Source organism: Aquabacterium sp. (assembly GCF_035476535.1).
Lineage (GTDB): Bacteria > Pseudomonadota > Gammaproteobacteria > Burkholderiales > Burkholderiaceae_C > Pseudaquabacterium.
The window spans coordinates 1-26,634 of record NZ_DATILJ010000036.1; the positions used below are offsets into that span (position 1 = coordinate 1).

Genomic DNA, 26,634 nt, shown 5'->3' on the forward strand with positions numbered 1-26,634 from the left:
CCCGCCCGAGGTCGAGCAGAAGTACCTCGCCTACATCAAGGAACACCTCTCCGCGCGCTATGCCGAATTCATCGGCAAGGAAATCCAGACGGCGTACCTCGAGTCGTACTCGGAGTATGGGCAGAACATCTTCGACCGCTATGTCACCTATGCGGACTTCTGGATCCAGGACCAGGAATTCCGCGACACCGACACGGGCGAGATCTTCGACCGGGCGGCGCTCAACGCCGAACTCGAGAAGATCGAAAAGCCGGCGGGGCTGTCCAATCCGAAGGACTTCCGCAACGAGATCGTCAACTTCGTGCTGCGGGCTCGGGCCAACAACCAGGGCAACAACCCGGTGTGGACCAGTTACGAGAAGCTGCGCACCGTGATCGAGAAGAAGATGTTCTCGAACACCGAAGAGTTGCTGCCGGTGATCAGCTTCAACGCCAAGGCCAGTGCGGATGAAGCCAAGAAGCACGAGGACTTCGTCACCCGCATGGTCGCCAAGGGCTACACCTCCAAGCAAGTGCGCTTGTTGTGCGAGTGGTACCTGAGAGTGCGCAAGAGCAGCTGATCACACAGGCCAGAAAACGTCGAGGGACCGCATGCTTCAACAGATCATCGATCGTCGTTTGGCGGGCAAGAACAAGTCGATCGGCAACCGCGAGCGCTTCATGCGCCGCTACAAGGACAAGATCCGGGACGCCGTCAAGCGCGCGGTCGACGGCCGCGGCATCCGTGACCTGGAGCGCGGTGAAGAGGTGCGCATCCCGAAGAAGGATTTGTCCGAGCCGGTGTTCCACCATGGCCAGGGCGGCATGCGCGAGATCGTGCATCCCGGCAACCAGGAGTACGTTCGCGGCGACAAGATCGACCGGCCCAAGGGCGGGCAGGGCGGCGGCTCCGGCAAGGGTCAGGCCAGTGATCAGGGTGAGGGCGAGGACGACTTCACCTTCGCGCTGAGCAAGGAAGAGTTCATGCAGGTCTTCTTTGAAGATCTGGCCCTGCCGCACCTGATCCGCACGCAACTGGCCGAAACACCCGAGTGGAAGAGCCACCGCGCCGGCTTCACCAGCGACGGCACGCCGAACAACCTGCACGTGGTGCGCTCGATGCGTGGCGCGATCGGCCGGCGCATCGCCATCGGCTCCGGCTCGCGCCGCGAAGTGCAGGAGCTGGAAGAACAGCTGCTCGCGCTGAAGGCCGCCGCCGCTGCCGGCGACAAGACCGCCGAAGCCCAGATCAAGCCGCTGGAAGAAGAGATCGCGGCGCTGCGCGCGCGGATCGAGCGCATCCCCTTCCTCGACCCGATCGACCTTCGCTTCCGCAACCGCGTGAAGGTGCCGGTGCCCACCAGCAAGGCGGTGATGTTCTGCCTGATGGATGTGTCCGGTTCGATGGATGAAGCGCGCAAGGATTTGTCCAAGCGCTTCTTCATCCTGTTGTACTTGTTCCTGACGCGGCACTACGAGAAGATTGACATCGTTTTCATCCGCCACCACACGCAGGCGCAAGAGGTCGATGAAGAGAATTTCTTCCATGCGCGCGAAACCGGCGGGACCGTGGTGTCCAGCGCGCTGGTGCTGATGGAAGAAATCATCCGCGCGCGCTACAACCCGAGCGAGTGGAACATCTACGGCGCGCAGGCCAGCGACGGCGACAACTGGCACCACGATTCGGGCCGTTGCCGCGAACTGCTGGCCGAGAAGATCCTGCCCTTGTGCCGCTATTTCGCCTATGTGCAAGTGGCCGAGGAAGAGCAGAACCTGTGGGAAGAGTACACGCAGCTTTCCGAGGCGCAGCCGCACTTCGCGATGCGCAAGGCCACCGAGGCATCGCAGATCTACCCGGTGTTCAGAGATCTCTTCAAGAAGGAGAGCACGGCGCAAGCCGCCTGAATCATCATGAGCGCCCTACTTTCGGCACCTCCCGCTGTAGCCTTGCCGCCTCAGAAACCCCGCCGCGGTCCCCTGCCGCTGAAGCGTGCCGGCGAGCGCCTGCCCGGCCCCAGCGACTGGTCCTTCGAGTTGATCGACCAATACCACGAAGTCATCCGCCACACGGCGGAGCGCTACGGCCTGGACACCTATCCGAATCAGTTGGAGATCATCACCGCCGAGCAGATGATGGATGCCTACGCCAGCGTGGGCATGCCGGTGAACTACCGCCACTGGAGCTACGGCAAGGAGTTCATCTCGACCGAGAAGAACTACAAGCGCGGCCACATGGGCCTGGCCTATGAGATCGTCATCAACAGCAACCCCTGCATCAGCTACCTGATGGAGGAGAACACGATGGCGATGCAGGCGCTGGTGATTGCGCATGCCGCTTATGGCCACAACAGCTTCTTCAAGGGCAACTACCTGTTCCGCATGTGGACCGATGCGTCGTCGATCATCGACTACCTGGTCTATGCCAAGAACTATGTGGCCGAATGCGAGGAGCGCCATGGCCTGGAGGTGGTCGAGGAGTTCCTCGACTCCTGCCATGCGCTGCAGAACCACGGCGTTGATCGCTACCGCCGGCCGCAGCGCAAGACGCTGGCGCAGGAACTGTCCGACCGCAAGGACCGCGAAGCCTATGCGCAACGCCAGATCAATGACCTCTGGCGCACGTTGCCCAAGCGCGCCGACAAGGCCGACGAGCCCGCCGAAGTACGCCGTTTCCCCGAGGAGCCGCAGGAGAACCTGCTGTACTTCATCGAGAAGAACGCGCCGCTGCTGGAGCCCTGGCAGCGCGAGGTCGTGCGCATCGTGCGCAAGGTGGCGCAGTACTTCTACCCGCAGCGCCAGACGCAGGTGATGAACGAAGGCTGGGCCACCTTCTGGCACCACCGCCTGCTGAACACGATGTACGACGACGGCTACCTGACCGACGGCGTGATGATCGAGTGGCTGAAGTCGCACACCAACGTCGTCTACCAGCCGCGCGTCACGGATCGCGGCTACAGCGGCTTCAATCCGTACGCGCTGGGCTTTGCGATGTACACCGACCTGAAGCGCATCTGCGAAGCACCGACCGAAGAAGACCGCCACTGGTTCCCCGAGATCGCCGGCGCCGACTGGGTGCCCACGCTCGAACAGGCGATGCGCAACTACAAGGACGAGAGTTTCGTGGGCCAGTTCCTCAGCCCGAAGCTGATGCGCGACTTCCGCCTGTTCGCGATCACCGACGACGAGAAACAGAGTGAGCTGGAAGTCAGCGCGATCCATGACGACGCTGGCTACCGCCGTGTGCGCGAAGCGCTGTCGCGCCAGTACGACCTGGGTTCGCGCGAACCGAACATCCAGGTCTGGAACGTCAACCTGCGCGGCGATCGTTCGCTGACGCTTCGCCATTTCCAGCACAACGACCGCCCGCTGGACGATGGTGCGCAAGAGGTGCTCAAGCATGTGGCCCGGCTGTGGGGTTTTGGCGTGCACCTGGAAAGCGCCAACAGCAAAGGCGATGTAACCAAGCGCTGGTCGGTGGGCGCGCCCCAGCAGTGATGGACGCGCGGCGCGGTCCAACGCCGCGCCATGGGTCGCCAAGCGCGCCATAGGCCGCGCTTGGCGCCTCCGGCGCGCGGGCCTTGGCTCAAGTTGGGCCGCCCACCGGTCGATACGACGAGGACTGACGATCGGCCCCGAAGGGAGTGACACCCTGCCGGACCGGCGCAAATCTTCCTCGGAGACTCCGGCTTGCCCATCCCGCCGTACGTGCGACGTTTGTCCCTGTTTCGGCGCCTGCTCCTCGCAGTGCCGGGCATGGCCGCGTCCGGGCTCGCGGCGCCGCAAGGCGATGCCGGGCCGTATGCGGGGCGGGCATCCCAACGGGGCATGCATCAGCGCGTGCGCTGGGCGATGCTGGCCATGCTGTTGCTGGTGGCCAGCGTGGTGGGCATCGGCCAGCAGCAGACCGAGCGCCTGGAGCGCCAGCGCCGGGACGATACCGAACTGATCAGCCTGGCCAGTCGCCAAGGCATGTGGAGCCAGCAGATCGCACGTCAGGCGGTGCTGCTGCACAGCCTGCCCGATGACCGGGATGCCGCCGACAGGGCGCTGCAGCAAGCGGTGTCGGCCTCCCAGCGCGAAGCCCTGCGCCTGGATCAACTGGTCGATGCACAAGCCAGCGCCTCGGCGGCTGCGGCTGCCGTGCTGCAGCCGGCCATGGCCCAGTGGCACGGTGCCCGCGAGCGGCTGTGGTACCGCGCCGAGGGCGTGCTGCGCAGCCTGGGCGAGCGCCAAGGCAATGAATTCCTGCGCGCCGCCGTGGTGGCGCTGCAGAGGGATGTCGAACCGGCGCTGGCCACGGCGCAGGCGATCGCTGAACGCTCCGGCGAAGCGGCCCGCGCGCGCAGCGACGAGGCCATCGGCACGCTGCGCACGGCGGCGTTGTTCATCGGTGCGCTGCTGCTGTTCCTGGCCCTCGGCGTGGCCGAGCCCACGGTGCGCGCGGTCAGGCGCCAGGCCGGCCAGCTCGCCGCACAGGCCGATGAGCTGGCGCGCCTGGCGCTGGTGGCCGAACACACCCACCTGGCCGTGATCATCACCGATGCCACGGGCCGCGCCGTCTGGGTCAACCAGGCCTTCGAGCGCATCACCGGCTTCGCACCGACGGAAGTGCTGGGCCACAACCCGCTGCGCGTGCTGCAGGCCGGCGGCACCGATGCCCAGTGGATCCAGCCGATCCGCCAGGCGCTGAACGGCGGCAGCGGTGTGCGGGCCGAGCTGCCCAGCCGCACCCGCGACGGACACGAGTACTGGCTGGATCTCGACCTGCAGCCGCTGCACGATGCGGCCGGCGCGCTGAGCGGCTTTGTCGGCGTGGCCAACGACATCACCGAACGCGTCACCCAACGCCTGAAGACAGCGGCCATGCTGGAGGCCTTGCCGACCGGCGTGCTGGTGCAGGACAACACCGGCCGGGTGGTCGAGTGCAATCCGGCGGCTGAGCGGGCTCTGGGCCTGCCGCGTGAGATCCTGATCGACGACCGACCGCGGCCCGACCACTGGAAGCTGTTGCGCGAGGACCTGAGCGAGGTGTCGCGTTCGCACACGCCCGGCGCCCGCGCGCTGCGCGAGGGCGTCGGCCTGCGCGGCGAAACGCTCGGTGTGGCCGCCGAAGATGGCTCGCTGCGCTGGCTGTTGGTCAATGCCGAGCCGATCCGGGATGCCTTTGGCCACGTGTCGGGCGCGGTGTCCTGCCTGACCGATGTCACCGATCAGCGCAACCAGCGTGTGCTGCTGGAAATGACCGTGGCCGCGGCCGACGTGGGCACCTGGCAGTGGGACATGCACAGCAATGAACTCAGCTGCAACGAGCGATTCATGACCATGCTCGGCTATGCGCCGGGCTCGGTGCCACTGAGCGGCATCGCGCTCGGTTCGCTGGTGCATCCGGACGACGTCGAGCCGCGGCGCGAGGCGCTGCAATTGCACCTGAACAATCCCGAGCATGCCTTCCGCTTCGAGCAGCGCCTGCGCCGTCCCGACGGCGACTGGGCCACCGTGCTCTGCTGCGGCACGGTGATCGAGCGCAGCGACAACGGCCGCGCGCGCCGCATGGCCGGCATCCACTTCGACATGACCGAGCAGGTGCAGATGCAGGCCATGCTGCGCCATGCCGCCCGGACCGACGGCCTGACGCAGCTGCCCAACCGCGCGGCGGTGTTCGACCGTGTGCAGCAAGCCCTGCAGCGGGCCAGCGAACGGCCGGAGTTCGGCTATGCGGTGCTGTTCATGGACTTCGACCGCTTCAAGCAGGTCAACGACACGCTGGGCCATGCAGTCGGCGACGAGCTGCTGCGCCAGATTGCCCACCGCCTGCGCAAGACGCTGCGCGCCGGCGACACGGTGGGCCGTGGCCCGAGCTACGAGCACACGGCCGGTCGCATCGGGGGGGATGAATTCGTGGTCGTGCTCGAAGCGGTGCAGAGCCGCGACGATGTCTGCGTGGTCGCGCGGCGCCTGCTGGAAGCCCTGGCCGAGCCGTATCGCATCGGCTCGCATGTCGTGCATTCCACGGCCAGCATCGGCATCGTCACCTCGGAGCAAGCGGCCAACGACGCCAACACCGTGATGCGCGACGCCGACACGGCGATGTACGAGGCCAAGCGCGCCGGCCGCGGCCGCTTCGTGGTGTTCGACCCGTCGATGCATGAACGTGTCGCTCACACCTTGAGCATTGAAAACGACCTGCGGCTGGCCTTGCAGCGGGACGAGCTGTTTGTCGTCTATCAGCCGGTGATCGAGTTCGACGCCGCCGGCACCGGCGCCGTCGAAGCGCTGGTGCGCTGGCAGCACCCGAGCCGGGGTCAGGTGTCGCCGGCCGAGTTCATCGCGGTGGCCGAAGAATCGGGGCTGATCGTCGAGCTCGGCCGCCAGGTGTTGACGGTGGCCTGCCACCAGTTCGTCGCCTGGCAGCAGCAGCTCGGCGCGCTGGCGCCGCGATCGGTGGCGGTCAACCTGTCCACCGTGCAGCTGCGCCAGCCGAACTTCATTGCCGAGGTTCGTGAATGCCTGCGCAGCACCGGCATCGCGCCCCACCAGCTGCAGCTGGAAGTGACCGAGAGCCTGGCCGCGCAGGATGAGCTGGCGCGTGAGCGGCTGCGTGAGCTGAAGGCGCTGGGGCTGAGCATCGCGCTGGACGATTTCGGCACCGGCTATTCATCGCTGGCCTGCCTGCACCAGCTGCCGGTGGACACGGTGAAGATCGACCGCTCCTTCGTCAGCCACGCCGAAACCAGCGAGTACCACCGCGCGCTGATCGAAGCGACGATCCGTGTTGCACAGACCCTGGGCATGACCACCGTGGCCGAGGGCATCGAGACCCCGGGCCAGGCCCGCCTGATGCAGCAGCTGCAATGCGGCCGCGGCCAGGGCTACTTGTACAGCCGGCCGCTGAGGGCCGAGGCGCTGACGCAGTGGCTGACGCTGCGCGCCAGGCAGTCGCTCCGCGACGCGGCCTAAAGCGAGAAGATCTTTCCCGGGTTCAGGATGTTCTTCGGGTCAAGCGCCCGCTTGACCACGCGCATCAATTCGACCGTGCCGGCACCGGCCTCGTCAACCAGGAAGCCCTGCTTGTGCAGGCCGATGCCATGCTCGCCGGTGCAGGTGCCTTCGAGCTTCAGCGCATGCTGCACCAGTTGGTTGTTCAGGCGTTCGGCCAAGTCCCGCTCGGCGGGAATCGCCGGGTCGATCAGGTAGGCGATATGGAAGTTGCCGTCGCCGACATGGCCGACGATGTAGTACTGCAGGCCCGCGGCTTCGGCTTCATCGACCGCCAGTGCAATGCATTCGGCCAGCCGCGAGATCGGCACGCAGGTGTCGGTGGTCACGGTGCGGCAGCCGGGTTTCAGCTGCAGCGCAGCGAAATAGGCGTGGTGGCGGGCGGTCCACAAACGGGTGCGCTCTTCCGGTGTGGTGGCCCATTCGAAGTCTTCGCCGCCATGCTCGCGCGCCGCTTCCTGCACCAGCTCGGCCTGTTCCTTCACGCTGGCTTCGCTGCCGTGGAACTCCATCAGCAGCATTGGCGCTTCGCGCAGCGTCAGCTTGTCGTGGCGGTTCACCGCCCGCACCGCATGCGCGTCCAGCAGCTCGCAGCGCGCGATCGGCACGCCCAGCTGGATGATCTGGATCGTGGTGGCCACCGCATCGGCGATGCTCGGAAAGTTGCACACCGCGGCCGACACCGATTCGGGCTGCGGATACAGCTTCACCGTGACTTCGGTGATCACGCCCAGCGTGCCTTCGCTGCCGACCATCAGCCGTGTCAGGTCGTAGCCGGCGGCGGACTTCTTGGCCCGCGTGCCGGTGCGGATGACCTCGCCGCTGGCCGTCACCACTTCCAGCGCCAGCACGTTCTCGCGCATCGTGCCGTAGCGCACGGCATTCGTGCCGCTGGCGCGCGTGGCGGCCATGCCGCCGATCGAGGCGTCGGCGCCGGGATCGATCGGGAAGAACAGGCCGGTGTGGCGGATCTCATCGTTGAGCTGCTTGCGCGTGACACCGGGCTGCACCGTGACCGTCAGGTCCTCGGGGTTCAGGCGCAGCACACGCTTCATGCGCGAGACATCGATGCTGATGCCGCCCTGCACTGCGAGCAAATGGCCCTCCAGCGACGAGCCGACACCGAAGGCGATCACCGGCACTTCGTACTGGCTGGCCAGCGTCACGGTGGCGGCCACGTCGTCGGTGCTCTCGGCAAAGACCACCGCTTCGGGCGGCGGCACGTCGAACGGTGACTCGTCGCGGCCATGCTGCTCACGCACGGCCAGCGCGGTGGAGCAGCGCTCGCCGAAGCGAAGTTTCAGCGTCTCGATCATCGCTGCCGGCACCGGCCGCGGCTCCACGGGCATCAGATGGGCGGGCAGGGTGGCGTTCATGATGATCTCCGGGGCGGAAGTGTCATTCTAGGTTCGGGCAAGATGCAGGTTTTCCCAGCAGCACACCCTCATCATGGCCAATCGATTGACGCAGATCGCCACCCGCACCGGCGACGACGGCACCACCGGCCTGGGCGACGGCACGCGCGTGGCCAAGGACCACTTGCGTGTGCAGGCCATGGGTGATGTGGACGAGCTGAACTCCGGCCTCGGCGTGCTGCTGGCCGAGCCGCTGCCGGACGACGTGCGTGGGCTGCTGGTGACGATCCAGCATGAACTGTTCAACCTGGGCGGTGAGATGTCGATCCCCGGCTACACGCTGCTGAAGGCCGAGGCCGTGCTGCACCTGGACGACGCGCTGGCACGCCACAACGCCGCGCTGCCGCGGCTGGCGGAGTTCATCCTGCCCGCCGGCACGCGCAGCGCCGCGCTGGCGCATGTCAGCCGCAGCGTGGCGCGCCGGGCCGAGCGTGCCGTCGTCGCGCTGGCCGCGCACGAACCGGTCAACGATGCGCCGCGCCAGTACCTGAACCGCCTGTCCGATCTGCTGTTCGTGCTGGCGCGGGTGCTCAACCGCGCCAACCTCGATGGCCTGGGCGGCGACGATGTCTACTGGCGCAGCGAGCGGCTGGCCGCGCAGCAGGACCCAACGAAGCCCTGAGCGCGGCCTCCGGCAGATCAGCCGCGCGAACGCCGCGCCTTCACCGCGTCACTGAGCACCTGCAGCACGGTCAGCGAATCGTCCCAGCCGATGCAGGCATCGGTGATGCTCTTGCCGTATTCCAGCTTGGCCACGTCGTCTTTGCCGGGCGTGAACTTCTGGGCGCCCGGCACCAGGTGGCTCTCGACCATCACGCCGAAGATGCAGCGGTTGCCGGCCGCCATCTGCGTGCCGATGTCGCGCGCCACGTCGACCTGGCGCTGGTGCTGCTTGCTGCTGTTGGCGTGGCTGCAGTCGATCATCAGCTGGCAGGGCAGCTTGGCGGCTTCCAGCTCGCCGCAGGCCGCGGCGACGCTCTCGGCGTCGTAGTTCGGCGCCTTGCCGCCGCGCAGGATCACATGGCAGTCCTTGTTGCCCTTGGTCTCGACGATGGCGACCTGGCCGTTCTTGTGCACCGACAGAAAGTGGTGCGGGCGTGAAGCGGCCTGGATGGCATCGGTGGCGATCTTCAGGTTGCCGTCGGTGCCGTTCTTGAAGCCGATCGGTGCGGACAGGCCCGAAGCCAGTTCGCGGTGCACCTGGCTCTCCGTCGTGCGTGCGCCGATCGCGCCCCAGGCGATCAGGTCGCCGATGTACTGCGGGCTGATGGTGTCGAGGAACTCGCTGCCGGCCGGCACGCCGAGCCGGTTGATGTCCACCAGCAGCTGACGCGCGATGCGCAGGCCCTCGTGGATGCGGTAGCTCTCGTCCAGGTAGGGGTCGTTGATCAGGCCCTTCCAGCCGACGGTGGTGCGCGGCTTCTCGAAGTACACGCGCATCACGATCTCCAGCGTGTCGGCGTATTTGGTGCGTTCGGCCTTCAGCTTGCGGGCGTAATCCAGCGCCGCGCTGGTGTCGTGGATCGAGCAGGGGCCGATCACCACCAGCAAGCGATCGTCCTTGCCCTGCAGGATCTGGCGCACCGCGGTGCGCGTGTTGCCGACCAGCTTCTCCACCGGTGTGCCGGCAATCGGGAAGAAGCGGATCAGGTGCTCGGGCGGCGGCAAGGGCGTCACGTCCTTGATCCTCTGGTCGTCGGTTTCGCTGGTCTTTTCGCTGAGCGCATAACCAAAACCACCCTCGCTGGATGAGTGGCTGCTGGGGGATTTCGGTGCCATGGCAGGTTCCTGGGTCAAGGGTGAATCGGGTGAGGGTGAAAAGCGTTCGGGCAATAAAAAACCGCCGGGGGTGCCGGCGGTTCGTCGAGGTTCGTTGTGCTTGTCAGGCTAAACGCTTGCCTCTCCTCCGCCGGTGCGGTGCGAGAACCAAAAGTAGCCAAAGAAAAACACGGCGGAACGCATGGGGCCGGACTTTAGCACGCGAGCCGCAGCCCTAGCTCGCGGCCATGCGCAGATGGTCACAAGCATTGCGTGATGTGAAGCTGCGTCTCCGTGCGGTAAATCTGCTCGCATTGCCGCAATGAAGCGTTCAGCATCCGGACCTGGGCTGGATGACAAGAGGGGGGTCGATCATGGGGATTCGGGCCATTGGCGCGACGCCGTCGGCACGGCCACCCGCTGTGGCGCTGGCGTCTTTGCCCGCGCCGATAGCGCTGCCGGAAGATGCCGGTCGCTGGGCTGCCGGCGCGGCCGCCATGCTGCTGTCCGCCTGTGGCGGCGGCAACGATGCACAAGTGCCCGAAGCGTTCCTGAAAACCTCGCAGGCACGCACCGACCGCAGCATTCTGCAGGCCCCGGCGGCCGCAGAGGCTGTATCCGCCACGCCGGTGCCCACGGCGACCGAGCTGATGGACTGGGCCGAAGCGCACTACGCCGCACTGTTTCCCGGCCACGAGCCCGACCTGACGCTGCCGCCCTATGTCTACCGCCACTACGCGGCCACCGGCAACTACCTGGGCGTGGCCGGCAGCGACATCTACCTGCTGGGACCGGCTTCAGAGAACGTGCTGCTGTGGGTTGGCACGCTGGCCGACTTCGCGCCGCTGGTGCTGGTCACGCACTACGCCTTCTCCGATGCGCAGGCCGCGCGCTTTCTGATGCAGGCCACGCTGGCCCCCAGCGACGCCGAGATCGCGAACCTGCGCGCCATCGGCTACGCGGCCTGGCTGGACCAGCAGTTCGCCAAACCGGTGTCCAGCAGCAACTGGGACTGGCTGGTTTCCAAGGGCCTGGACACCAACCCTGATGCCGTCAGTACCGCCATCGGTGTGGACGCCCAGGTCTGGCAGCGCCTGCTCACCGCCGGCGACAGCCTGCGCCAGCGCGTGACGCTGGCCTTGTCGGAGATCTTCGTCGTCGGCTTCGACGGCATTTCGGGTCCGTACAAGCAGTTCAAGCTGGCGGCCTACTGGGACCTGCTGGTGAGCAACGCCTTCGGCAGCTTCCGCACGCTGATCGAACAGGTGACGCTGAACCCGGCGATGGGCGGCTACCTGAACACCGCCGGCAACCAGAAGGAAGACACCCGCACCGGCCGCCTGCCGGACGAAAACTACGCGCGCGAGGTGATGCAGCTGTTCACGATCGGCCTGTACGCGCTGAATGCCGATGGCACGCCCGAGCTGGACGGCAGCGGCCAGCCGATCGAAAGCTACACGCAGGACATGGTGACGCAGCTGGCCCGCGTGTTCACCGGCTGGAACCTGAACCGGCCCAAGGGCGAGACCGGCCCCGAGTTCACGCGCCGCCCGATGGTGCTGAACGCCGCGCTGCACTCGACCCTCTCGGCCAGCTTCCTGGGCACCACGGTGCCGGCCAACACCGATGGCGCGCAGGCCCTGGCCACCGCGCTGAACACGCTCGCCAATCACGCCAACGTCGGCCCCTTCATCGGCACGCGGCTGATCCAGCGCCTGGTCACCAGCAACCCCAGTAACGCCTATGTGGCGCGGGTGTCGGCCGCGTTCAACGACAACGGCCTGGGGGTGCGCGGCGATCTGAAAGCCGTGCTGCGGGCGATCCTGCTGGACGAAGAAGCGCGCAGCGATGCGGGACTCGGCATGCCCGCCTTCGGCAAGCTGCGTGAGCCCATGCTGCGTTTCATCCACTGGGCCCGGGTGTTCAAGGCCACATCCGCTTCGACCGAATGGAACGTCGGCAATACCAGCGATCCGGGCACGCGCTTGGGCCAAAGCCCGCAGCGTTCGCCGTCCGTCTTCAACTACTTCAGGCCCGGCTATGTGCCGCCCAACAGCGCCATCGCTACGCAGGTGCTGCAGGCGCCGGAGTTCCAGATCACCCATGAATCCAGCGTTGCCGGCTACCTGAACTACATGCAGACGGCCATCGGCAACGGCCACGCGGACATCTTGCCGAACTACAGCGCCGAGCTGGCGCTGGCGACGAACCCGAGCGGCCTGGTCGACCGGCTCGACCGTTTGCTGTGCGCCTACCAGCTGTCCGCCGCCACGCGCAGCCTGATCATCACGACGATCACCGGCATGGCCGGCAGCAGCGATAAGGACAAGGCCAACCGCGTGTATGCCGCGGTGCTGCTGGTGATGGCCAGCCCCGACTACCTGGTTCAGCGCTGAAGGTCGATCGATCATGCACAAACCCATCTCATCGATCGACCTGGCGCGCCGCGCGCTGCTGCGGCGTGGCGCGCTGTTGGGCGTGACCGGCACGGCTGCGCCCTGGGCCCTGAACCTGTCGTTGATGGCCGATGCAGCGGCGGCCACCAGCCCCGGCGACTACAAGGCGCTGGTCTGCGTGTTCCTCTACGGCGGCAATGACCACGGCAACACGCTGGTGCCGGTGGATGGCACGCACTACACGCGGTACGCGCAGATCCGTGGCGCCATGGCCACCGCGCAATCAGCCCTGGCCGCCACCACGCTGCAGCCGAACACGGCACTGCCCGATGGCCTGCAACTGGCGCTGGCGCCGCAGCTGGCACCGCTGAAGACGGTGTGGGACGCCGGCAAGCTGGCGGTGCAGCTGAACGTCGGCCCGTTGATCGTGCCGACCACGGTGGCGCAGTACAAGGCCAAGTCGGTGCCGCTGCCGCCCAAGCTGCTGTCGCACAACGACCAGCAATCGATCTGGCAGTCCGACCTGGCCGAAGGCGCCACCTCGGGCTGGGGCGGACGCATCGGCGACCTGATGCTGTCGGGCAACGGCGGCAGCGTGTTCAGCTGCACCTCGGTCACCGGCAACGCGGTGTTCCTGTCGGGCCACAGCGCCGTGCAGTACCAGCTCAGCAGCGGCGGCGCCGTGGCGATCAAGGGCATCCAGCGCGCACTGTACGGCTCCTCGGCGGCGCAGACCGCGCTGCGCACGCTGATCACCGGCACCAGCGCCAACCTGTTCGCCGACGAATACACGCGGGTGACGCGCCGCTCGATCGACGCCGAAGCCCAGGTCACCGCGGCCCTGGGCGGCCTGCCTGATTTGGCCACGGTGTTTCCCGGCACGTCGCTCGGCGCGCAGCTGAAGATGGTGGCGCGCATGGTTGCGGCGCGGGCCAGTTTCGGCCTCAGCCGGCAGGTGTTCATGGTCTCGCTGGGCGGCTTCGACCTGCACGACAACCTGCTCGAGAACCACCCCGGCCTGCTGACCCAGGTGGCCGACGCGATGAAGGCCTTCCATGACGCCACGGCCGAACTGGGCGTCAGCGACAAGGTCACCAGCTTCACCGCCTCCGACTTCGGCCGCACGCTGTCGATCAACGGCGACGGCTCGGACCACGGCTGGGGCAGCCACCATGTCGTGATCGGCGGCGCCGTCAAGGGCAAGGCGTTTTATGGCAGCGCGCCGGCGATCGCCGTCAACGGGCCGGACGACATCGGCCAGGGCCGGCTGGTGCCGACCACCTCGGTCGATCAGTTCGGCGCCACGCTGGCCAGCTGGCTGGGTGTGTCGGACAGCGATCTCGCGACCGTGGTGCCCAACATCGGCAACTTCTCGACGCGAAACCTGGGGTTCGTCTAGGCTGTGCCGCCGACGGTCAGCCCGTCAATGCGCAAGGTCGGCTGACCGACACCCACCGGCACGCTCTGGCCTTCCTTGCCGCAGACGCCGACACCGCTGTCCAGCTCCATGTCGTTGCCGATCATCTTCACGCGGGTCAGCGCCTCAGGCCCGTTGCCGATGATGGTCGCGCCTTTCACGGGGTATTGGATGCGGCCGTTCTCGACCCAGAAGGCCTCGCTGGCCGAGAAGACGAACTTGCCGCTGGTGATGTCGACCTGGCCGCCGCCGAAGTTGGTGGCATAGAGCCCGCGCTTGATGCTGGCGACGATCTCTTCCTTGGTCTTGTCGCCGGCCAGCATGTAGGTGTTGGTCATGCGTGGCATCGGCACATGGGCGTAACTTTCGCGCCGGCCGTTGCCGGTGGGCTTGACGCCCATCAGCCGCGCATTCATCGCGTCCTGGATGTAGCCCTTCAGGATGCCGTCCTCGATCAGCACGTTGCGCTGCGAGGGGTGGCCTTCATCGTCGACGTTCAGCGAGCCGCGGCGGTCGGGCAGCGTGCCGTCATCCAGCACCGTCACGCCCTTGGCCGCCACGCGCTGGCCGATGCGGCCGGCGAAAGTGGACGAGCCCTTGCGGTTGAAGTCGCCCTCCAGCCCGTGGCCCACCGCTTCATGCAGCAGCACGCCGGGCCAGCCGGGGCCCAGCACCACGGTCATCTCGCCGGCCGGGGCCGGGCGCGATTCGAGGTTGGTCAGCGCGGCGTTCACCGCCTGGTCGACATAAGCCTCCAGCTGAGCGTCCTGGAAATAGCCCAGGCCGAAGCGGCCACCACCGCCGCCGGAGCCGATTTCGCGGCGGCCGTTGGATTCGGCGATCACGGTGATGGACATGCGCACCAGCGGCCGCACGTCTGCGGCCCGCGTGCCATCGGCGCGCGCCACCAGCACCACGTCGTATTCGGCGGCCAGGCCGGCCATCACCTGCACGATGCGCGGGTCGCGGGCCCGCGCCATGCGTTCGATCTTCTCGAGCAGCGCCACCTTCTGCGCGCTGTCCAGCGTGGCGATCGGGTCGGTCGGACCGTACAGGCGGCGGCTGCCGGCGATCTTCGGCGCCGCGGCGAGCTTCACGCGCTTGCTCTGGCCGGCCGCGGCGATGCTGCGCACGGTGCGTGCGGCGTCGAGCAGCGAGGCCTCGGAGATGTCGTCCGAATAGGCGAAGGCGGTCTTTTCGCCGGCGACGGCGCGCACGCCCACGCCCTGGTCGATGCTGAAGCTGCCGCTCTTGACGATGCCTTCTTCCAGGCTCCAGCCTTCATGGCGGGTGATCTGGAAGTACAGGTCGGCATCGTCGATGCGGTGCTCGCCGATCGTGCCCAGCGCCCGCGCGAGCGCCGCGTCGTCCAGGTTGAACGGGTCCAGCAGCATCGTCTTGGCGACCGCCAGACGTTCGAGGGTGGGTTCGCGCGAGATCATCGGGCGATTCTAGGAGCGTGGCCTTGCCCTTGCTTCACGAAGTTTTACCCGGACGCGCGTCGGCGATGGCACCGCAGATGTCGTTGTTCAGGCGCACCCGGGTCTTCCGCCTGTCAACCTTCACCACTCCCCAAGGACATCCCATGGCACTGCTCACCCGCACCCTGTTCACCGCCGTCGCCTTGTCGATCGCCGCACTGGCCGCCCAGGCGCAGACACCCGTGGCCGGCGCCGCGTCCACGCCGCACGTGGACAAGCGTGAAGCCAGGCAGCAGGCGCGCATCGCCAAAGGCGCCGCGTCGGGCTCGCTGACCGCCAAGGAAACGCAATCGCTCGAAAAGCGCCAGGCCGCGGTGAACCAGGCGGAGGCCAACGCCAAGGCCGACGGCACCGTGACCGCCAAGGAGCGCCGCCACATGAACCGCATGCAGGACCGCAACAGCCACGCCATCCGCCGTCAGAAGCACGACCCACAGACGGCGGCGTCCGCGCCGGCGAAGTGAGCGTCAGGCGTCGCGCAGCGCCAGTGCGCGGCTGTACAGTGCGTTGCGCGGCGCGCCGCTGATCTCCGCGGCCAGGGCCACGGCCTGTTTCAGCGGCAGTTCACGCAGCAGCAGCACCAGCACCCGCTCGGTCTCCGGCGGCAGGCCTTCGGCCACCGCAGCGGCGGGTGCGGCATGCAGCACCAGCACAAACTCGCCGCGTGCATGCTGGGCATCGGCGGCCAGCCAGGCCGGCGCGTCGGCCGCGAGCAAGGTGTGGATTTGCTCGAACTGCTTGGTCAGCTCGCGGCAGAGCGTCAGCCGGCGTTGCGGTGCCAGCTCGGCCAGCAAGGCCAGCAGCGCTTCGATGCGATGGGGCGCTTCGAACAGCACCTGGCTGCCCGGCAGCGCCAGCAAGGCGCCCAAGGCATCGCGCCGCTCCTGGCCCTTGGGCGGCAGGAAACCATGGAAGACAAAGCCCTGGGCCGCTGCATCGCCGGCCACGCTGAGCGCGGTGACTACGCTGCTGGCGCCCGGGATCGGCATCACCACCAGGCCGTGGGCGACCACGGCGGCCACCAGCGCGGCTCCCGGGTCGGAGATCGCCGGCGTGCCGGCATCGCTGGCATAGGCCACGCGCTGGCCGCTGGCCAAGCGCGCGATCACCGCCTGCGCGGCGCTCAGTTCGTTGTGCTCGTGCAGTGCGATCAGCGGCTTGTCCAGCCCCAGATGATGCAACAGCCGGCCGGTGACCCGCGTGTCCTCGCAGGCCACCGCATCCACCCGGCTCAGCAGGTGAATCGCGCGCAGGCTCAGGTCGGCGAGGTTGCCGATCGGCGTGGCCAGCACATACAGTGCGCCGGCAGGAAAGTGCTGGGCGCCGGCCGCATCCGCGGCGGCCTGGTGCAGCAATGAGGGGGTGATGGTCACAAGCGGTGGGCAATCCAGGCGGGTGGGCGGCAAGCGTGCGACACAGACGTCCAGGCAGCTGACCGGCGACGATGCCGAACAGCGGGCCCTGGTCCATCTGCAGCGGCAAGGCCTGCGCCTGGTGTGCCGCAATTATCGGCTGGCCGGTGGGCCGTTCGCGCGCGGTGCCGAGATCGACCTGATCCTGTGGGACACCGACGGCACGCTGGTCTTCGTCGAAGTGCGCTCGCGCGCCAGCGGCTCGGCCGGCGGCGCAGCGGCCAGCGTCACCGGCGCCAAGCAGCGCCGCATCGTGCGCGCCGCGCAGCACTACCTGCTGCAGCTGGCGCAACTGCCGCCTTGCCGTTTCGACGTGGTGGCGATTGACGGCGATGCGCTGCAGTGGATTCGTGCGGCCTTCGATTCCGCTTGAGCTGCGCACGCAGCTGGGAACCGGGCCGGTATGGGCCTGTCATATGATCCATGACCATGCTTGAGCAGCGCATCCAGCAGCACTTCTTCGAAAGCGCCGACCTGAAGTACCAGTCGGCCGAGGTGCTGAGCCGGCCGGTGGCCGATGCGGCGCAGGCCATCGTGGGCGGTCTCACGTCGGGCGGCCGCTTGTTCGTGGCGGGCTTCGGCACCGCCTCCAGCCTGGCGCAGATGCTGGCGAGCGAAATGCTCGGCCGCTTCGAACGTGATCGCCCCGGCCTGGCCACGATTGCGCTGGGTGCCGATGGCGCCACGCTGTCGGCACTGGCGGCCGACGGCAGGCTGGACCAGGTGCTGTCGCGCCAGGTCGAGACCCTGGGCCAGCCCGGCGACCTGCTGCTGCTGATCGACCCCGAGGGCGACCACCCGGGGCTGCTGGCCGCCGCGCAGGCGGCGCAGGCCAAGGACATGACCGTGATCGCATTGACCGGCCGCTCCGGCGGCGCCTTGCGCGGCGTGCTCGGCGAGACCGATGTGGTCGTCGCCGTGCCGCACGACCGCCGCGCGCGCGTGCTGGAAGCGCAGCTGCTGGTGCTGCACTGCCTGTGCGATGCGATCGATCTGCAACTGCTGGGCGAACAGGATCCTGCATGACATTGACTGCCTTCAACACACCCCGTCCGGCGCGCTGGTTCGCGCCGCTGCTGCTGTCCACCGCGGTGCTGTCCAGTACGCTGCTCAGCGGCTGTGCCGGGCTGCTGGTCGGCGGCGCGGTGATGGGCGGCATGATGGCCACCGACCGCCGCACCTCCGGCGCGCAGATCGAGGACCAGGCCATCGAGCTGAAAGCCATCAACCGCGTGCAGGGCGCATTGGGCGAGCGTGGTCACGTCAGCGTGACCAGCTACAACCGCACGGTGCTGCTGACCGGTGAGGTGCCCACCGAGACCGACCGGTCCGCGGTTGAACAGGCGGTGGCCCAGATCGAGAACGTGCGCGCCATCGTCAACGAGCTGGCGGTGACGGCCAACAGCAGCATCGGCTCACGCTCGAACGACGCCGTGCTGACCAGCAAGGTCAAGGCCAGCTTCATCGATGCACGCGACCTGCAGTCCAACGCCTTCAAGGTGGTGACAGAGCGCGGCCAGGTCTACCTGATGGGCCGTGTCACCGAGCGCGAGGCCAAGCGTGCCGGCGACGTGGCGCGTTCCATCCCCGGCGTGGTGAAGGTGGTGCGCGTGTTCGACGTGATCAGCGAGGCCGAACTGGCTGAACTGCAGCCGGCGAAGAAGTAGGCCGCTCGCCGGCCTACGTCAGGCGGCGGATGAGGCTGGAGGTGTCCCAGCGTCCGCCACCCTGCGCCTGCAGGTCGGCATAGAACTGGTCAACCAGCGCCGTCACTGGCACGCGTGCGCCGTTGCGACGGGCTTCGTCGAGCACCAGGCCCAGGTCCTTGCGCATCCAGTCGACCGCGAAGCCGAAGTCGAATCGGTCGTCGACCATCGTGCCGCCGCGGTTGTCCATCTGCCAGCTTTGCGCGGCGCCCTTGCCGATGACGTCGAGCACCTGCTTCATGTCCAGGCCGGCGCGCTGACCGAAGGCGATGGCCTCGGACAGGCCCTGCACCAGCCCGGCAATGCAGACCTGGTTGACCATCTTGGCCAGCTGGCCGGCGCCGCTCTCGCCCACACGGGTGACGGCGCGGGAAAAGGTCAGCGCCACCGGTTTCATCGCCTCGAAAGCTGCCGCGTCGCCGCCGCACATCACCGTCAGCAGGCCGTTCACCGCACCGGCCTGGCCGCCGGATACCGGCGCGTCGATGAACTGCAGGCCGAAGCTGCGCGCCGCCGCCGCGAGTTCACGCGCCACCTCGGCCGATGCGGTGGTGTGGTCGACGAAGATGCCGCCCGCCGCCATGCCGGCGAATGCACCATCGGCACCGAGCACCACCGAGCGCAGATCGTCGTCGTTGCCGACGCAGGCGAACACGAACTCGGCATCCGCCACCGCCTCGCGCGGTGTCGCGGCCGCGCGGCCGCCGTGCTCGGCCACCCAGGCCTGGGCCTTGGCGGCGGTGCGGTTGTAGACCGAGACGCTGTGCCCCGCCCGCGCCAGATGCCCGGCCATCGGATGGCCCATGACACCGAGGCCCAGGAAGGCCACGCGCCGCGAAGGAATGGCTTCGTAGGTTTTCATCGTCGAAAGTGTAGGCTGCCCGATGCGGCGGCCTTCTGCGCACTCACACGATGGTGAGATGTTCAGTGCCTGCGGAGAGGTCTTTGTTCCGCGCCCGCACGCTGTGCAGCTTGATGTTCAGCCGCAGGTCGTTCACCGAATCGGCATTGCGCAGCGCATCTTCGTAGGTCACCATGCCGGCTTCGAACAGGTCGAACAGCGCCTGGTCGAAGGTCTGCATGCCATGCTCGCGCGAGCGCTTCATCAACTCCTTGATCTCGCTGACCTCGCCCTTGAAGATCATGTCGGAGATCAGCGGCGTGTTCAGCAGGATCTCGACCGCCGCGACACGGCCCTTGCCCTCCTCGCGCGGCAGCAGGCGCTGCGAAATGATGCCTTTCAAATTGAGCGACAGGTCCATCAGCAGCTGCTGGCGCCGCTCTTCGGGGAAGAAGTTGATGATGCGGTCCAGCGCCTGATTGGAGCTGTTGGCATGCAGCGTGGCCACGCACAGGTGGCCGGTTTCGGCGAAGGCCACCGCGTGCTCCATCGTCTCGCGGTCGCGGACTTCGCCCATCAGGATGACGTCGGGCGCCTGGCGCAGCGTGTTCTTCAGCGCGGCTTCCCAGCCATCGGTGTCCAGCCCCACTTCACGCTGGGTGATGATGCAGTTCTTGTGCGCATGCACGAACTCCACCGGGTCTTCGATGGTGATGATGTGGCCGTAGGAATGTTCGTTGCGCCAGTCGACCATCGCCGCCAGCGAGGTGCTCTTGCCCGAGCCGGTGGCGCCGACCATGATGACCAGGCCACGCTTGGTCATCGCGACATCCTTCAGGATCTTCGGCAGGCCGAGCTGGTCGATCGTCGGCAGCGTCTGCGGGATGGTGCGGAAGACCAGGCCGACGTTGCCCATCTGCATGAAGGCATTGACGCGGAAGCGGCCGATGCCCTGCGGCGAGATCGCGAAGTTGCATTCCTTGGTGCGCTCGAACTCGGCGCCCTGCTTGTCGTTCATGACCGCGCGCACCAGCGCCATGGTGTGCTGGCCGGTCAGCGGCTGCGGCGAGACCTTGGTGACCTTGCCGTCGACCTTGATCGCGGGCGGGAAGTCGGCGGTGAGAAACAGGTCCGAGCCATTGCGCGAGACCATCAGCCGTAGCAGGTCGTTGACGAATTTGGAGGCCTGGTCGCGTTCCATGAGGGGGTACTCCTGTTCTATTGCGGCGCCAGCAGCGCGGACAGGCGGGCGCCGGTCTGGCGCAGCCGCAGCGACAGCCGCCGCGTGATCGAGGCGAGCACGGCAGCGGCCAAGGCCGGATCGTCGCTCATCAGGCGCTGCAGTGCGCCACTGTCCAGCACTGCCAGCGTGCAAGGGGTGAGGGTGCGGCAGGCGCAGAAACGCGGGCCGCCATCGAACAAGGCCATCTCGCCGAGCAGGTCGCCGGCGCGGGCTTCGAACAGCCGGGTCGCCGCGCCGCCGGGGTGCTGGCGTTCGACCGACACACGGCCTTCCAGCAGCACCAGCAGGAAGTCGCCGCCTTCGTCCTGCAGGATGGGTTGCTGGCCGCTGGCCACATCGGCGGCCGCCAGCCAGGGCGCCAGCCGCGGCGCCGCGGCGTCGCCGATGGCAGCCAGCGGTGCATCGCCCCGCCACAGCTTCAGCAACTGGCGTGCGGCTTCGGCGGGGTCGGTCGGCTTGGCCTTCAGCTCAGTCGCCCGGTCGGCCCACTGCACCGGCGGCGCAATGACTTCATCGGGCGGCAGCAGGCTGGTGGCCGGCAGCGAATCGCCGGCGTCCGCCGGGCCGGCGGCGCGGCGGCCTCTCAGGCGGCTGAGCAGGGTCTTCACAGGCGAGCGGGGTGGATAGGCGCGGCGTCGACTCAGCCGGGGAAGTTCTCGGGGAACTTGGCTTTCGCGCGGGCTTCCATCGGCGAGACGACATTGCGCCGCACCAGGTCGGACAGGTTCTGGTCCAGCGTCTGCATGCCCAGGTTCTGGCCGGTCTGGATCGACGAGTACATCTGCGCGATCTTGTTCTCGCGGATCAGGTTGCGGATGGCCGAGGTGCCGATCATGATCTCGTGCGCGGCGACGCGGCCCGAGCCATCCTTCAGCTTGCACAGCGTTTGCGAGATCACCGCGATCAGCGATTCGGACAGCATCGCGCGGACCATTTCTTTTTCCGCCGCCGGGAACACGTCGACGATGCGGTCCACCGTCTTGGCCGCACTGGATGTGTGCAAGGTGCCGAACACCAGGTGGCCGGTTTCCGCGGCGGTGAGCGCCAGGCGGATGGTTTCCAGGTCGCGCATTTCGCCGACGAGGATGGCGTCCGGGTCCTCGCGCAGCGCCGAGCGCAAGGCGTTGGCGAAGCTCAGCGTGTGCGGGCCTACCTCGCGCTGGTTGATCAGGCACTTCTTCGATTCGTGCACGAACTCGATCGGGTCTTCCACCGTCAGCACGTGGCCGTATTCGTTTTCGTTCAGGTGGTTGACCATCGCCGCCAGCGTGGTGCTCTTGCCCGAGCCGGTGGGGCCGGTGCAGAGCACCATGCCGCGCGGCTTCAAGGCCAGGTCGGCAAAGACCTTGGGCGTGTTCAGCTGCTCCAGCGTCAGGATCTTGCTGGGAATGGTGCGGAACACCGCGCCGGCGCCGCGGTTCTGGTTGAAGGCATTGACGCGGAAGCGCGCCAGGCCCTGGATCTCGAACGAGAAGTCGCACTCCAACGTGTCTTCGTAGTGCTTGCGCTGGGCATCGTTCATGATGTCGTAGACCATGCTGTGGACCGCCTTGTGGTCCAGCGCCTCGACATTGATGCGGCGCACATCGCCATGCACCCGGATCATCGGCGGCAGGCCGGCCGACAAGTGCAGGTCGGATGCCTTGTTCTTCACCGAGAAGGCCAGCAGTTGCGTGATGTCCATGGGGGTGCTTGGGGTAGGCTCGGGCCATTATGACGAGCGTGGCACCCAAGTTACAACAGTTGCGTGAGCGGATGGCGCAGGCCTGCGCCGCGGCCGGCCGCCCCGTGCAGGAAGTCACTTTGCTGGCGGTGAGCAAGACCTTCGGCCCCGAAGCGGTGCGTGAGGCGGTGGCCGCCGGCCAGTGCGCTTTCGGCGAGAACTATGTGCAGGAAGCGCTGGACAAGATCGCTGCATTGGCCACTGTGCGCACGCCCGCCGGCCAGCCGTTGGAGTGGCACTTGATCGGTCCGCTGCAGAGCAACAAGACCCGCGTCGTCGCCGAGGCCTTTGACTGGGTGCACACGGTCGACCGGCTGAAGATCGCACAGCGCCTGTCCGAACAGCGGCCCCCCGGCCGCGCGCCCTTGCAGCTGTGCCTGCAGGTCAACATCAGCGGCGAGGGCAGCAAGAGCGGCGTGCATCCCGATGCGCTGCCGCCACTGGCGCAGCAAGTCGCGGCGCTGCCGAATGTGCGCCTGCGTGGCCTGATGGCCATTCCCGAGCCGGCCGCCGACTTTGCAGCCCAGCGCCTGCCCCACCGCGCGCTGCGGGGCCTGATGGACCAGCTCAACGCCTACGGCCTGGCACTGGACACGCTGTCGATGGGCATGAGTGCCGACTTGGAAGCCGCGATCGCCGAAGGCGCGACGATCGTGCGCGTGGGCACGGCGATCTTTGGTGGGCGGCCCGCGGTCACTGCTTGCGGCCGTTGAAGGTGCCCTGGCCGCGGCCGTTGTTCAGCCGCCAGGTGCCGACCAGTGCGCCGGAGTTCGCATCGATGACGCCGCTGAACTGCGACGCACCGACCGCGCCGGTGCCGGTCATCACCAGCGCGCCACCGGCGTTGGCCACGCCGGAGATCGTGACACTGACGCCGGCGGTGGATTGCGCGATGCCCGAGATGCGGCCATCGCTGCCGATGATCACCGAGAACACGCCCTGCTCCTGGCCACCGTACTGGCCCGAGAAAGCACCCGTCAGCGCCGCCGGCAGCGGGCCGGCCGAGGGCGCCGCAGTCGTCTGAACGGCCGGCATGGCCGTGGCCGGCGAGGCCCCCGGCCCGGTGGCCTGGATCGACTGCGCGGCATTCTGCTGCGAGGCTTGCGAAGTGCTGCGAATCAGCGTCGGCTTGCTGCGGATCTGCTGCACGATCTTGTTGAAGTTGTCGAGCAGGCTGGCGGCGATCAGCTTGCCCTCTGGCGTCTTGCTGTAGCCGCCACCGGAGGCCCAGCCCAGGCCGCCCCAGCCCCAGCCGCCGAGGCTGAAGCTCATCTTGCTGGCCTTGCCTTCGGCGCTGGCCACCTGAATGCCCGAGCGCACGTCGGCCACCAGCAGCGTGGTCTCGGCTTCCTTGAACTTGACGCCGCCGGCCAGGCCGCCCAAGTGGCCCAGCACACCGCCGGCGCGGCCGAACAGCCCGCCGATGACACCACCCACGCCACCGGTATCGTCGCTGAACTGCACGGCCGGTGTCATCACGAAATCGGCCACCTGCATCTGGCCACCGCCGACATTCGAGCCGGCCTGCAGTTGCCCGCCGGCGGCCAGCGAGCGTTCCTGCTGCAGGTTCTGCATCGCGACGCCGCGCTCGACCACCGCGAAGCAGCCGGACTCCTGCGCGATCATGCGCAGCATGATGCTGGGTGAACCCAGCTGGTAGCGCGACAGACCGGCGATCACATGCGACTGCGGCTCGGCCACCGCCAGGCTGCCCATTTCACGGTCGCATTTCTCGACCGTCGGTTGTGAGTCATCGGCGGCAGCGGTGCCGGCCAGCAGCAGGGCACCCAGGAATGTCAGGCTTGGCTTCATCAGTGGCAAGTCTAGTCGCGGCCGGTGGCAGGCAAGGCCGCCGGCGTCCACCAACCAAGGGATGGGCGCACCGGATGGGCGCACCGGCGCGTGAACGGCTTCACAGCGGCAGCGCCGTCTGGTTCTTGACCTCTTCCATCACGGTGTAGGTGCGCGTCTCGCGCACTCCCGGCAGGCTCCAGATCACGGTGGCCAGCAGTTCGCGGTAGGCCACCATGTCGGCCACGCGGGTCTTGATCAGGTAGTCGAAGCCGCCGGCCACCAGGTGGCATTCCAGGATCTCGGGCCGCGCCTGCACCGCGGCCTTGAAGGTGGCCATCACATCCGGCGCGGTGCGGTCCAGCAGCACCTCGACGAAGACCATCATGCCGGCGCCCAGCTTGGCCGGGTTCAGCCGTGCCTCGTAGCCCAGGATGTAGTTGTCTCGGGTCAGGCGCTTGACGCGCTCCAGCACCGCGGTGGGCGACAGGTGCACGCTCTCGGCGAGTTTCAGGTTCGAGATGCGCCCGTCCTTCTGCAGCACGCGCAGGATACGGGCGTCGATCTTGTCGATGCCGCGGTCGGGCTGCGCCGGGCCGGCGGGCGCCGCGCCGGCGCTCAGGTCGTCGTCATCCATGGCGATGGATTGTCGGCGAGTCGGTGACCCTGCCGAAGCCCGGGCCGTCCTGCATCAAGGGTACAGACCCCGCTCCTGCCGCGCGGTGAGAATGCGCTCGCAGGCCACCGCGAAGGTGGCGGTGCGCAGCGTGATCTGGTGGCGGTCAGCGGTGTCCCAGATCTTCTTCAGCGCACCGATCATGATCTTGTCCAGCCGCACATTGATCTCGTCTTCAGTCCAGAAGAAGGACGAGAAGTCCTGCACCCATTCGAAGTAGCTCACCGTCACGCCGCCGGCATTGCAGATCACGTCCGGCACCACCAGGATGTTGCGCTCGGCCAGGATGTCGTCGGCACTGGGCACCGTCGGGCCGTTGGCGCCCTCGAGCACCAGCTTGGCCTGGATGCGGCGCGCCCGGTCGGCGGTGATCTGGCCTTCCAGTGCCGCGGGGATCAGGATCTCGCAGGGCAGGTCCCAGAAGTCTTCGTCGGCGGCCGCTTCGGCACCGACGAAGCCGGCCACGCCGCCGGTGTCGCGCACATGCGGGATCAGCTGCGACAGGTCGAAGCCCCGGCCGTTGACGATGGTGCCGGTGTGGTCCTGCGCCGCCACGATCTTCGCGCCGGCCTGGCCGAAGAGTTCCGCCGCCGACGAGCCGACATTGCCGAAACCCTGCACCGCCACGCGCGCGCCGTCCAGCTCCAGCCCGATGCGCCGTGCCGCTTCACGCCCGGTGACGAACACGCCGCGGCCGGTGGCCTTGACGCGGCCCAGCGAGCCGCCCAGGTGGATCGGTTTGCCGGTGACCACGCCGGTGGACGTCGAGCCGGTGTTCATCGAGTAGGTGTCCATCATCCAGGCCATCACCTGGGCGTTGGTGTTGACGTCGGGCGCCGGGATGTCCTGCTGCGGGCCGATGATGATGCCGATCTCGCTGGTGTAGCGGCGCGTCAGGCGCTCCAGTTCCTTGATCGACAGCTTCTTCGGGTCGACGCGAATGCCGCCCTTGGCGCCGCCGAAGGGCAGGTTCACCGCGGCGTTCTTGATCGACATCCAGGCCGACAGCGCCATCACCTCTTCCAGCGTCACGTCCGGGTGATAGCGCACCCCTCCCTTGCCGGGGCCGCGCGACAGGCTGTGCTGCACGCGGTAGCCCTCGTGGTGGGCGACGGTGCCGTCGTCCAGCTCGATCGGCACATCGACGATCAGCGCGCGCTTGGGCCGCTTCAGCGATTCGGCCCAGCGTGACAGCGAGCCGAGGTAGGGGGTCACGCGATCCACCTGCGACAGATAAGTGCCCCAGGGGCTGTCGGCGGTCGGGTTGACGTAGGAGAGAACGGTCATGGAAGTCCTGTGGGGTGAAGGTTTGCAGCGGCCCGGCCTGCCGGGCGCCTCATGAGCGCCGCAAAGCGGCCGCTGGGGGCGCAATGTAGGAGGCTAGTCAGCGCTTGTGGGGTCGCATGCGTTTTTTGCATGAGGCTGGCGATTCGGGGAATGACGTCGTGCAGCGCGTGCAGTTGCGCAGGGCGCGTCGATACACTGCCGCGATGAACTCGACGCAAGAACAGATCGCCTTCATCGGCGGCGGCAATATGGCCAGCGCGCTGATCGGCGGGCTGGTGAACGCCGGCCGTGCGCCAGCTTCGCTACTGGTCATCGACCCCGGCGAGGCGCAGCGCGCCAGCCTGCAATCGCGCTTCGGCGTGCGCACGCAAGCGGCGGCCGATGCGTCACTGTCCGGCAGCGCGCTGGTGGTGTGGGCGGTGAAGCCGCAGCTGTTCAATGAAGCCGCGGCGCCGGCCGCCGCGTTCGTGGCCGGTGCGCTGCAGCTCAGCGTGATGGCCGGCATCCGCTGCAG

At 67.6% G+C, this 26,634-nt stretch carries 23 protein-coding genes and 1 pseudogene; 13 read left to right on the forward strand and 11 right to left on the reverse strand.

Going from position 1 to position 26,634, the window contains the following annotated elements:
- From VLK61_RS04100 to VLK61_RS04115, 4 genes and pseudogenes are all read left to right on the forward strand, one after another.
- Positions 1–559: pseudogene (locus VLK61_RS04100) on the forward strand (PrkA family serine protein kinase); the annotation flags it as partial.
- A gap of 31 nt (positions 560–590) precedes the next feature.
- Positions 591–1,883, forward strand: a complete 1,293-nt coding sequence (locus tag VLK61_RS04105) for a YeaH/YhbH family protein (protein ID WP_325418580.1) — start codon at positions 591–593, stop codon at positions 1,881–1,883.
- A gap of 6 nt (positions 1,884–1,889) precedes the next feature.
- The gene (locus VLK61_RS04110; protein WP_325418582.1) at positions 1,890–3,473 is read left to right on the forward strand and encodes a SpoVR family protein; all 1,584 of its coding nucleotides are present in this window, start codon (positions 1,890–1,892) and stop codon (positions 3,471–3,473) included.
- 330 nt (positions 3,474–3,803) lie between these two features.
- The gene (locus tag VLK61_RS04115) at positions 3,804–6,935 is read left to right on the forward strand and encodes a sensor domain-containing protein (protein WP_325418584.1); all 3,132 of its coding nucleotides are present in this window, start codon (positions 3,804–3,806) and stop codon (positions 6,933–6,935) included.
- On the opposite strand, the gene VLK61_RS04120 is transcribed toward VLK61_RS04115, so the two are convergent.
- Entirely contained in the window at positions 6,932–8,350 is a 1,419-nt protein-coding gene (locus VLK61_RS04120; protein ID WP_325418586.1) for an FAD-binding oxidoreductase, read from the reverse strand. The genes VLK61_RS04115 and VLK61_RS04120 overlap by 4 nt on opposite strands.
- A gap of 73 nt (positions 8,351–8,423) precedes the next feature.
- Between VLK61_RS04120 and VLK61_RS04125 the strand changes: the two genes are divergently transcribed.
- Positions 8,424–9,011, forward strand: a complete 588-nt coding sequence (locus tag VLK61_RS04125) for a cob(I)yrinic acid a,c-diamide adenosyltransferase (RefSeq protein ID WP_325418588.1) — start codon at positions 8,424–8,426, stop codon at positions 9,009–9,011.
- Between the two features lie 17 nt (positions 9,012–9,028).
- On the opposite strand, the gene VLK61_RS04130 is transcribed toward VLK61_RS04125, so the two are convergent.
- Positions 9,029–10,168, reverse strand: coding sequence for a 3-deoxy-7-phosphoheptulonate synthase (locus VLK61_RS04130; RefSeq protein WP_325418590.1), 1,140 nt, complete (start codon positions 10,166–10,168; stop codon positions 9,029–9,031).
- A 476-nt stretch (positions 10,169–10,644) separates the two neighbouring features.
- Between VLK61_RS04130 and VLK61_RS04135 the strand changes: the two genes are divergently transcribed.
- Positions 10,645–12,543, forward strand: a complete 1,899-nt coding sequence (locus VLK61_RS04135) for a DUF1800 domain-containing protein (protein ID WP_325418592.1) — start codon at positions 10,645–10,647, stop codon at positions 12,541–12,543.
- A gap of 13 nt (positions 12,544–12,556) precedes the next feature.
- Positions 12,557–13,942 carry a DUF1501 domain-containing protein gene (locus VLK61_RS04140; RefSeq protein ID WP_325418594.1) on the forward strand — a complete coding sequence of 462 codons (1,386 nt, stop codon included), beginning with the start codon at positions 12,557–12,559 and terminating at the stop codon, positions 13,940–13,942.
- Here the strand turns inward: VLK61_RS04140 and tldD are convergent.
- Positions 13,939–15,402: a metalloprotease TldD gene (gene tldD / locus VLK61_RS04145; RefSeq protein ID WP_325418596.1), complete on the reverse strand. Its 1,464-nt coding sequence runs from the start codon at positions 15,400–15,402 to the stop codon at positions 13,939–13,941. The two genes, VLK61_RS04140 and tldD, sit on opposite strands and share 4 nt — an antisense overlap.
- Before the next feature lie 143 nt (positions 15,403–15,545).
- Between tldD and VLK61_RS04150 the strand changes: the two genes are divergently transcribed.
- On the forward strand, positions 15,546–15,905 hold the full coding sequence (locus tag VLK61_RS04150) for a hypothetical protein (RefSeq protein ID WP_325418598.1): 360 nt from the start codon (positions 15,546–15,548) through the stop codon (positions 15,903–15,905).
- A gap of 3 nt (positions 15,906–15,908) precedes the next feature.
- Here the strand turns inward: VLK61_RS04150 and rsmI are convergent, their stop codons facing one another.
- A complete protein-coding gene (gene rsmI / locus VLK61_RS04155; RefSeq protein WP_325418600.1) occupies positions 15,909–16,814 on the reverse strand; it encodes a 16S rRNA (cytidine(1402)-2'-O)-methyltransferase in 906 nt (301 codons plus the stop codon).
- On the opposite strand from rsmI, the gene VLK61_RS04160 reads away from it, so the two are divergent.
- Genes VLK61_RS04160 through VLK61_RS04170 form a run of 3 tightly spaced genes read left to right on the forward strand, consistent with a single transcriptional unit; the run spans position 16,807 to position 18,520 of the window.
- The gene (locus VLK61_RS04160) at positions 16,807–17,226 is read left to right on the forward strand and encodes a YraN family protein (protein ID WP_325418602.1); all 420 of its coding nucleotides are present in this window, start codon (positions 16,807–16,809) and stop codon (positions 17,224–17,226) included. The genes rsmI and VLK61_RS04160 overlap by 8 nt on opposite strands.
- A 56-nt stretch (positions 17,227–17,282) precedes the next feature.
- Positions 17,283–17,879: an SIS domain-containing protein gene (locus VLK61_RS04165; RefSeq protein WP_325418604.1), complete on the forward strand. Its 597-nt coding sequence runs from the start codon at positions 17,283–17,285 to the stop codon at positions 17,877–17,879.
- Positions 17,876–18,520 (forward strand): BON domain-containing protein, encoded by a 645-nt coding sequence (locus VLK61_RS04170; protein WP_325418606.1) that lies wholly within the window; start codon positions 17,876–17,878, stop codon positions 18,518–18,520. The genes VLK61_RS04165 and VLK61_RS04170 overlap by 4 nt, the downstream gene beginning before the upstream one ends.
- A gap of 13 nt (positions 18,521–18,533) precedes the next feature.
- Here the strand turns inward: VLK61_RS04170 and VLK61_RS04175 are convergent, their stop codons facing one another.
- Genes VLK61_RS04175 through VLK61_RS04190 form a run of 4 tightly spaced genes read right to left on the reverse strand, consistent with a single transcriptional unit; the run spans position 18,534 to position 22,327 of the window.
- The gene (locus tag VLK61_RS04175; protein ID WP_325418608.1) at positions 18,534–19,421 is read right to left on the reverse strand and encodes an NAD(P)-dependent oxidoreductase; all 888 of its coding nucleotides are present in this window, start codon (positions 19,419–19,421) and stop codon (positions 18,534–18,536) included.
- A 43-nt stretch (positions 19,422–19,464) separates the two neighbouring features.
- Positions 19,465–20,601: a PilT/PilU family type 4a pilus ATPase gene (locus tag VLK61_RS04180; RefSeq protein ID WP_325418610.1), complete on the reverse strand. Its 1,137-nt coding sequence runs from the start codon at positions 20,599–20,601 to the stop codon at positions 19,465–19,467.
- Positions 20,602–20,618: 17 nt separating this feature from the next.
- Positions 20,619–21,251 (reverse strand): cyclic nucleotide-binding domain-containing protein, encoded by a 633-nt coding sequence (locus VLK61_RS04185; protein ID WP_325418612.1) that lies wholly within the window; start codon positions 21,249–21,251, stop codon positions 20,619–20,621.
- A gap of 32 nt (positions 21,252–21,283) precedes the next feature.
- A complete protein-coding gene (locus tag VLK61_RS04190; protein ID WP_325418614.1) occupies positions 21,284–22,327 on the reverse strand; it encodes a type IV pilus twitching motility protein PilT in 1,044 nt (347 codons plus the stop codon).
- Between the two features lie 29 nt (positions 22,328–22,356).
- On the opposite strand from VLK61_RS04190, the gene VLK61_RS04195 reads away from it, so the two are divergent.
- Entirely contained in the window at positions 22,357–23,079 is a 723-nt protein-coding gene (locus tag VLK61_RS04195; RefSeq protein ID WP_325418616.1) for a YggS family pyridoxal phosphate-dependent enzyme, read from the forward strand.
- On the opposite strand, the gene VLK61_RS04200 is transcribed toward VLK61_RS04195, so the two are convergent.
- The 3 genes from VLK61_RS04200 to VLK61_RS04210 all read right to left on the reverse strand — a co-directional run bounded on the left by VLK61_RS04200 (position 23,060) and on the right by VLK61_RS04210 (position 26,120).
- A complete protein-coding gene (locus VLK61_RS04200) occupies positions 23,060–24,178 on the reverse strand; it encodes an Ig domain-containing protein (RefSeq protein WP_325418618.1) in 1,119 nt (372 codons plus the stop codon). The two genes, VLK61_RS04195 and VLK61_RS04200, sit on opposite strands and share 20 nt — an antisense overlap.
- Before the next feature lie 100 nt (positions 24,179–24,278).
- A complete protein-coding gene (locus VLK61_RS04205) occupies positions 24,279–24,794 on the reverse strand; it encodes an Lrp/AsnC ligand binding domain-containing protein (protein WP_325418620.1) in 516 nt (171 codons plus the stop codon).
- Positions 24,795–24,848: 54 nt separating this feature from the next.
- Positions 24,849–26,120 carry a Glu/Leu/Phe/Val family dehydrogenase gene (locus tag VLK61_RS04210; protein ID WP_325418622.1) on the reverse strand — a complete coding sequence of 424 codons (1,272 nt, stop codon included), beginning with the start codon at positions 26,118–26,120 and terminating at the stop codon, positions 24,849–24,851.
- A 203-nt stretch (positions 26,121–26,323) separates the two neighbouring features.
- Between VLK61_RS04210 and VLK61_RS04215 the strand changes: the two genes are divergently transcribed.
- Positions 26,324–26,634 (forward strand): NAD(P)-binding domain-containing protein (locus VLK61_RS04215; protein WP_325418624.1); only part of this gene is annotated, 311 nt, incomplete at its 3' end.

Coding starts and splice junctions, on each gene's coding strand:
- VLK61_RS04175 (WP_325418608.1), bottom strand. CDS start 19,421: ATGAAAACCTACGAAGCCATTCCTTCGCGGCGCGTGGCCTTCCTGGGC.
- VLK61_RS04165 (WP_325418604.1), top strand. CDS start 17,283: ATGCTTGAGCAGCGCATCCAGCAGCACTTCTTCGAAAGCGCCGACCTG.
- VLK61_RS04195 (WP_325418616.1), top strand. CDS start 22,357: ATGACGAGCGTGGCACCCAAGTTACAACAGTTGCGTGAGCGGATGGCG.
- VLK61_RS04190 (WP_325418614.1), bottom strand. CDS start 22,327: ATGGACATCACGCAACTGCTGGCCTTCTCGGTGAAGAACAAGGCATCC.
- VLK61_RS04120 (WP_325418586.1), bottom strand. CDS start 8,350: ATGAACGCCACCCTGCCCGCCCATCTGATGCCCGTGGAGCCGCGGCCG.
- tldD (WP_325418596.1), bottom strand. CDS start 15,402: ATGATCTCGCGCGAACCCACCCTCGAACGTCTGGCGGTCGCCAAGACG.
- VLK61_RS04110 (WP_325418582.1), top strand. CDS start 1,890: ATGAGCGCCCTACTTTCGGCACCTCCCGCTGTAGCCTTGCCGCCTCAG.
- VLK61_RS04140 (WP_325418594.1), top strand. CDS start 12,557: ATGCACAAACCCATCTCATCGATCGACCTGGCGCGCCGCGCGCTGCTG.
- VLK61_RS04205 (WP_325418620.1), bottom strand. CDS start 24,794: ATGGATGACGACGACCTGAGCGCCGGCGCGGCGCCCGCCGGCCCGGCG.
- VLK61_RS04125 (WP_325418588.1), top strand. CDS start 8,424: ATGGCCAATCGATTGACGCAGATCGCCACCCGCACCGGCGACGACGGC.
- VLK61_RS04115 (WP_325418584.1), top strand. CDS start 3,804: ATGCATCAGCGCGTGCGCTGGGCGATGCTGGCCATGCTGTTGCTGGTG.
- VLK61_RS04170 (WP_325418606.1), top strand. CDS start 17,876: ATGACATTGACTGCCTTCAACACACCCCGTCCGGCGCGCTGGTTCGCG.
- VLK61_RS04150 (WP_325418598.1), top strand. CDS start 15,546: ATGGCACTGCTCACCCGCACCCTGTTCACCGCCGTCGCCTTGTCGATC.
- VLK61_RS04200 (WP_325418618.1), bottom strand. CDS start 24,178: ATGAAGCCAAGCCTGACATTCCTGGGTGCCCTGCTGCTGGCCGGCACC.
- VLK61_RS04105 (WP_325418580.1), top strand. CDS start 591: ATGCTTCAACAGATCATCGATCGTCGTTTGGCGGGCAAGAACAAGTCG.
- VLK61_RS04130 (WP_325418590.1), bottom strand. CDS start 10,168: ATGGCACCGAAATCCCCCAGCAGCCACTCATCCAGCGAGGGTGGTTTT.
- VLK61_RS04210 (WP_325418622.1), bottom strand. CDS start 26,120: ATGACCGTTCTCTCCTACGTCAACCCGACCGCCGACAGCCCCTGGGGC.
- VLK61_RS04135 (WP_325418592.1), top strand. CDS start 10,645: ATGCTGCTGTCCGCCTGTGGCGGCGGCAACGATGCACAAGTGCCCGAA.
- VLK61_RS04160 (WP_325418602.1), top strand. CDS start 16,807: ATGGTCACAAGCGGTGGGCAATCCAGGCGGGTGGGCGGCAAGCGTGCG.
- VLK61_RS04180 (WP_325418610.1), bottom strand. CDS start 20,601: ATGGAACGCGACCAGGCCTCCAAATTCGTCAACGACCTGCTACGGCTG.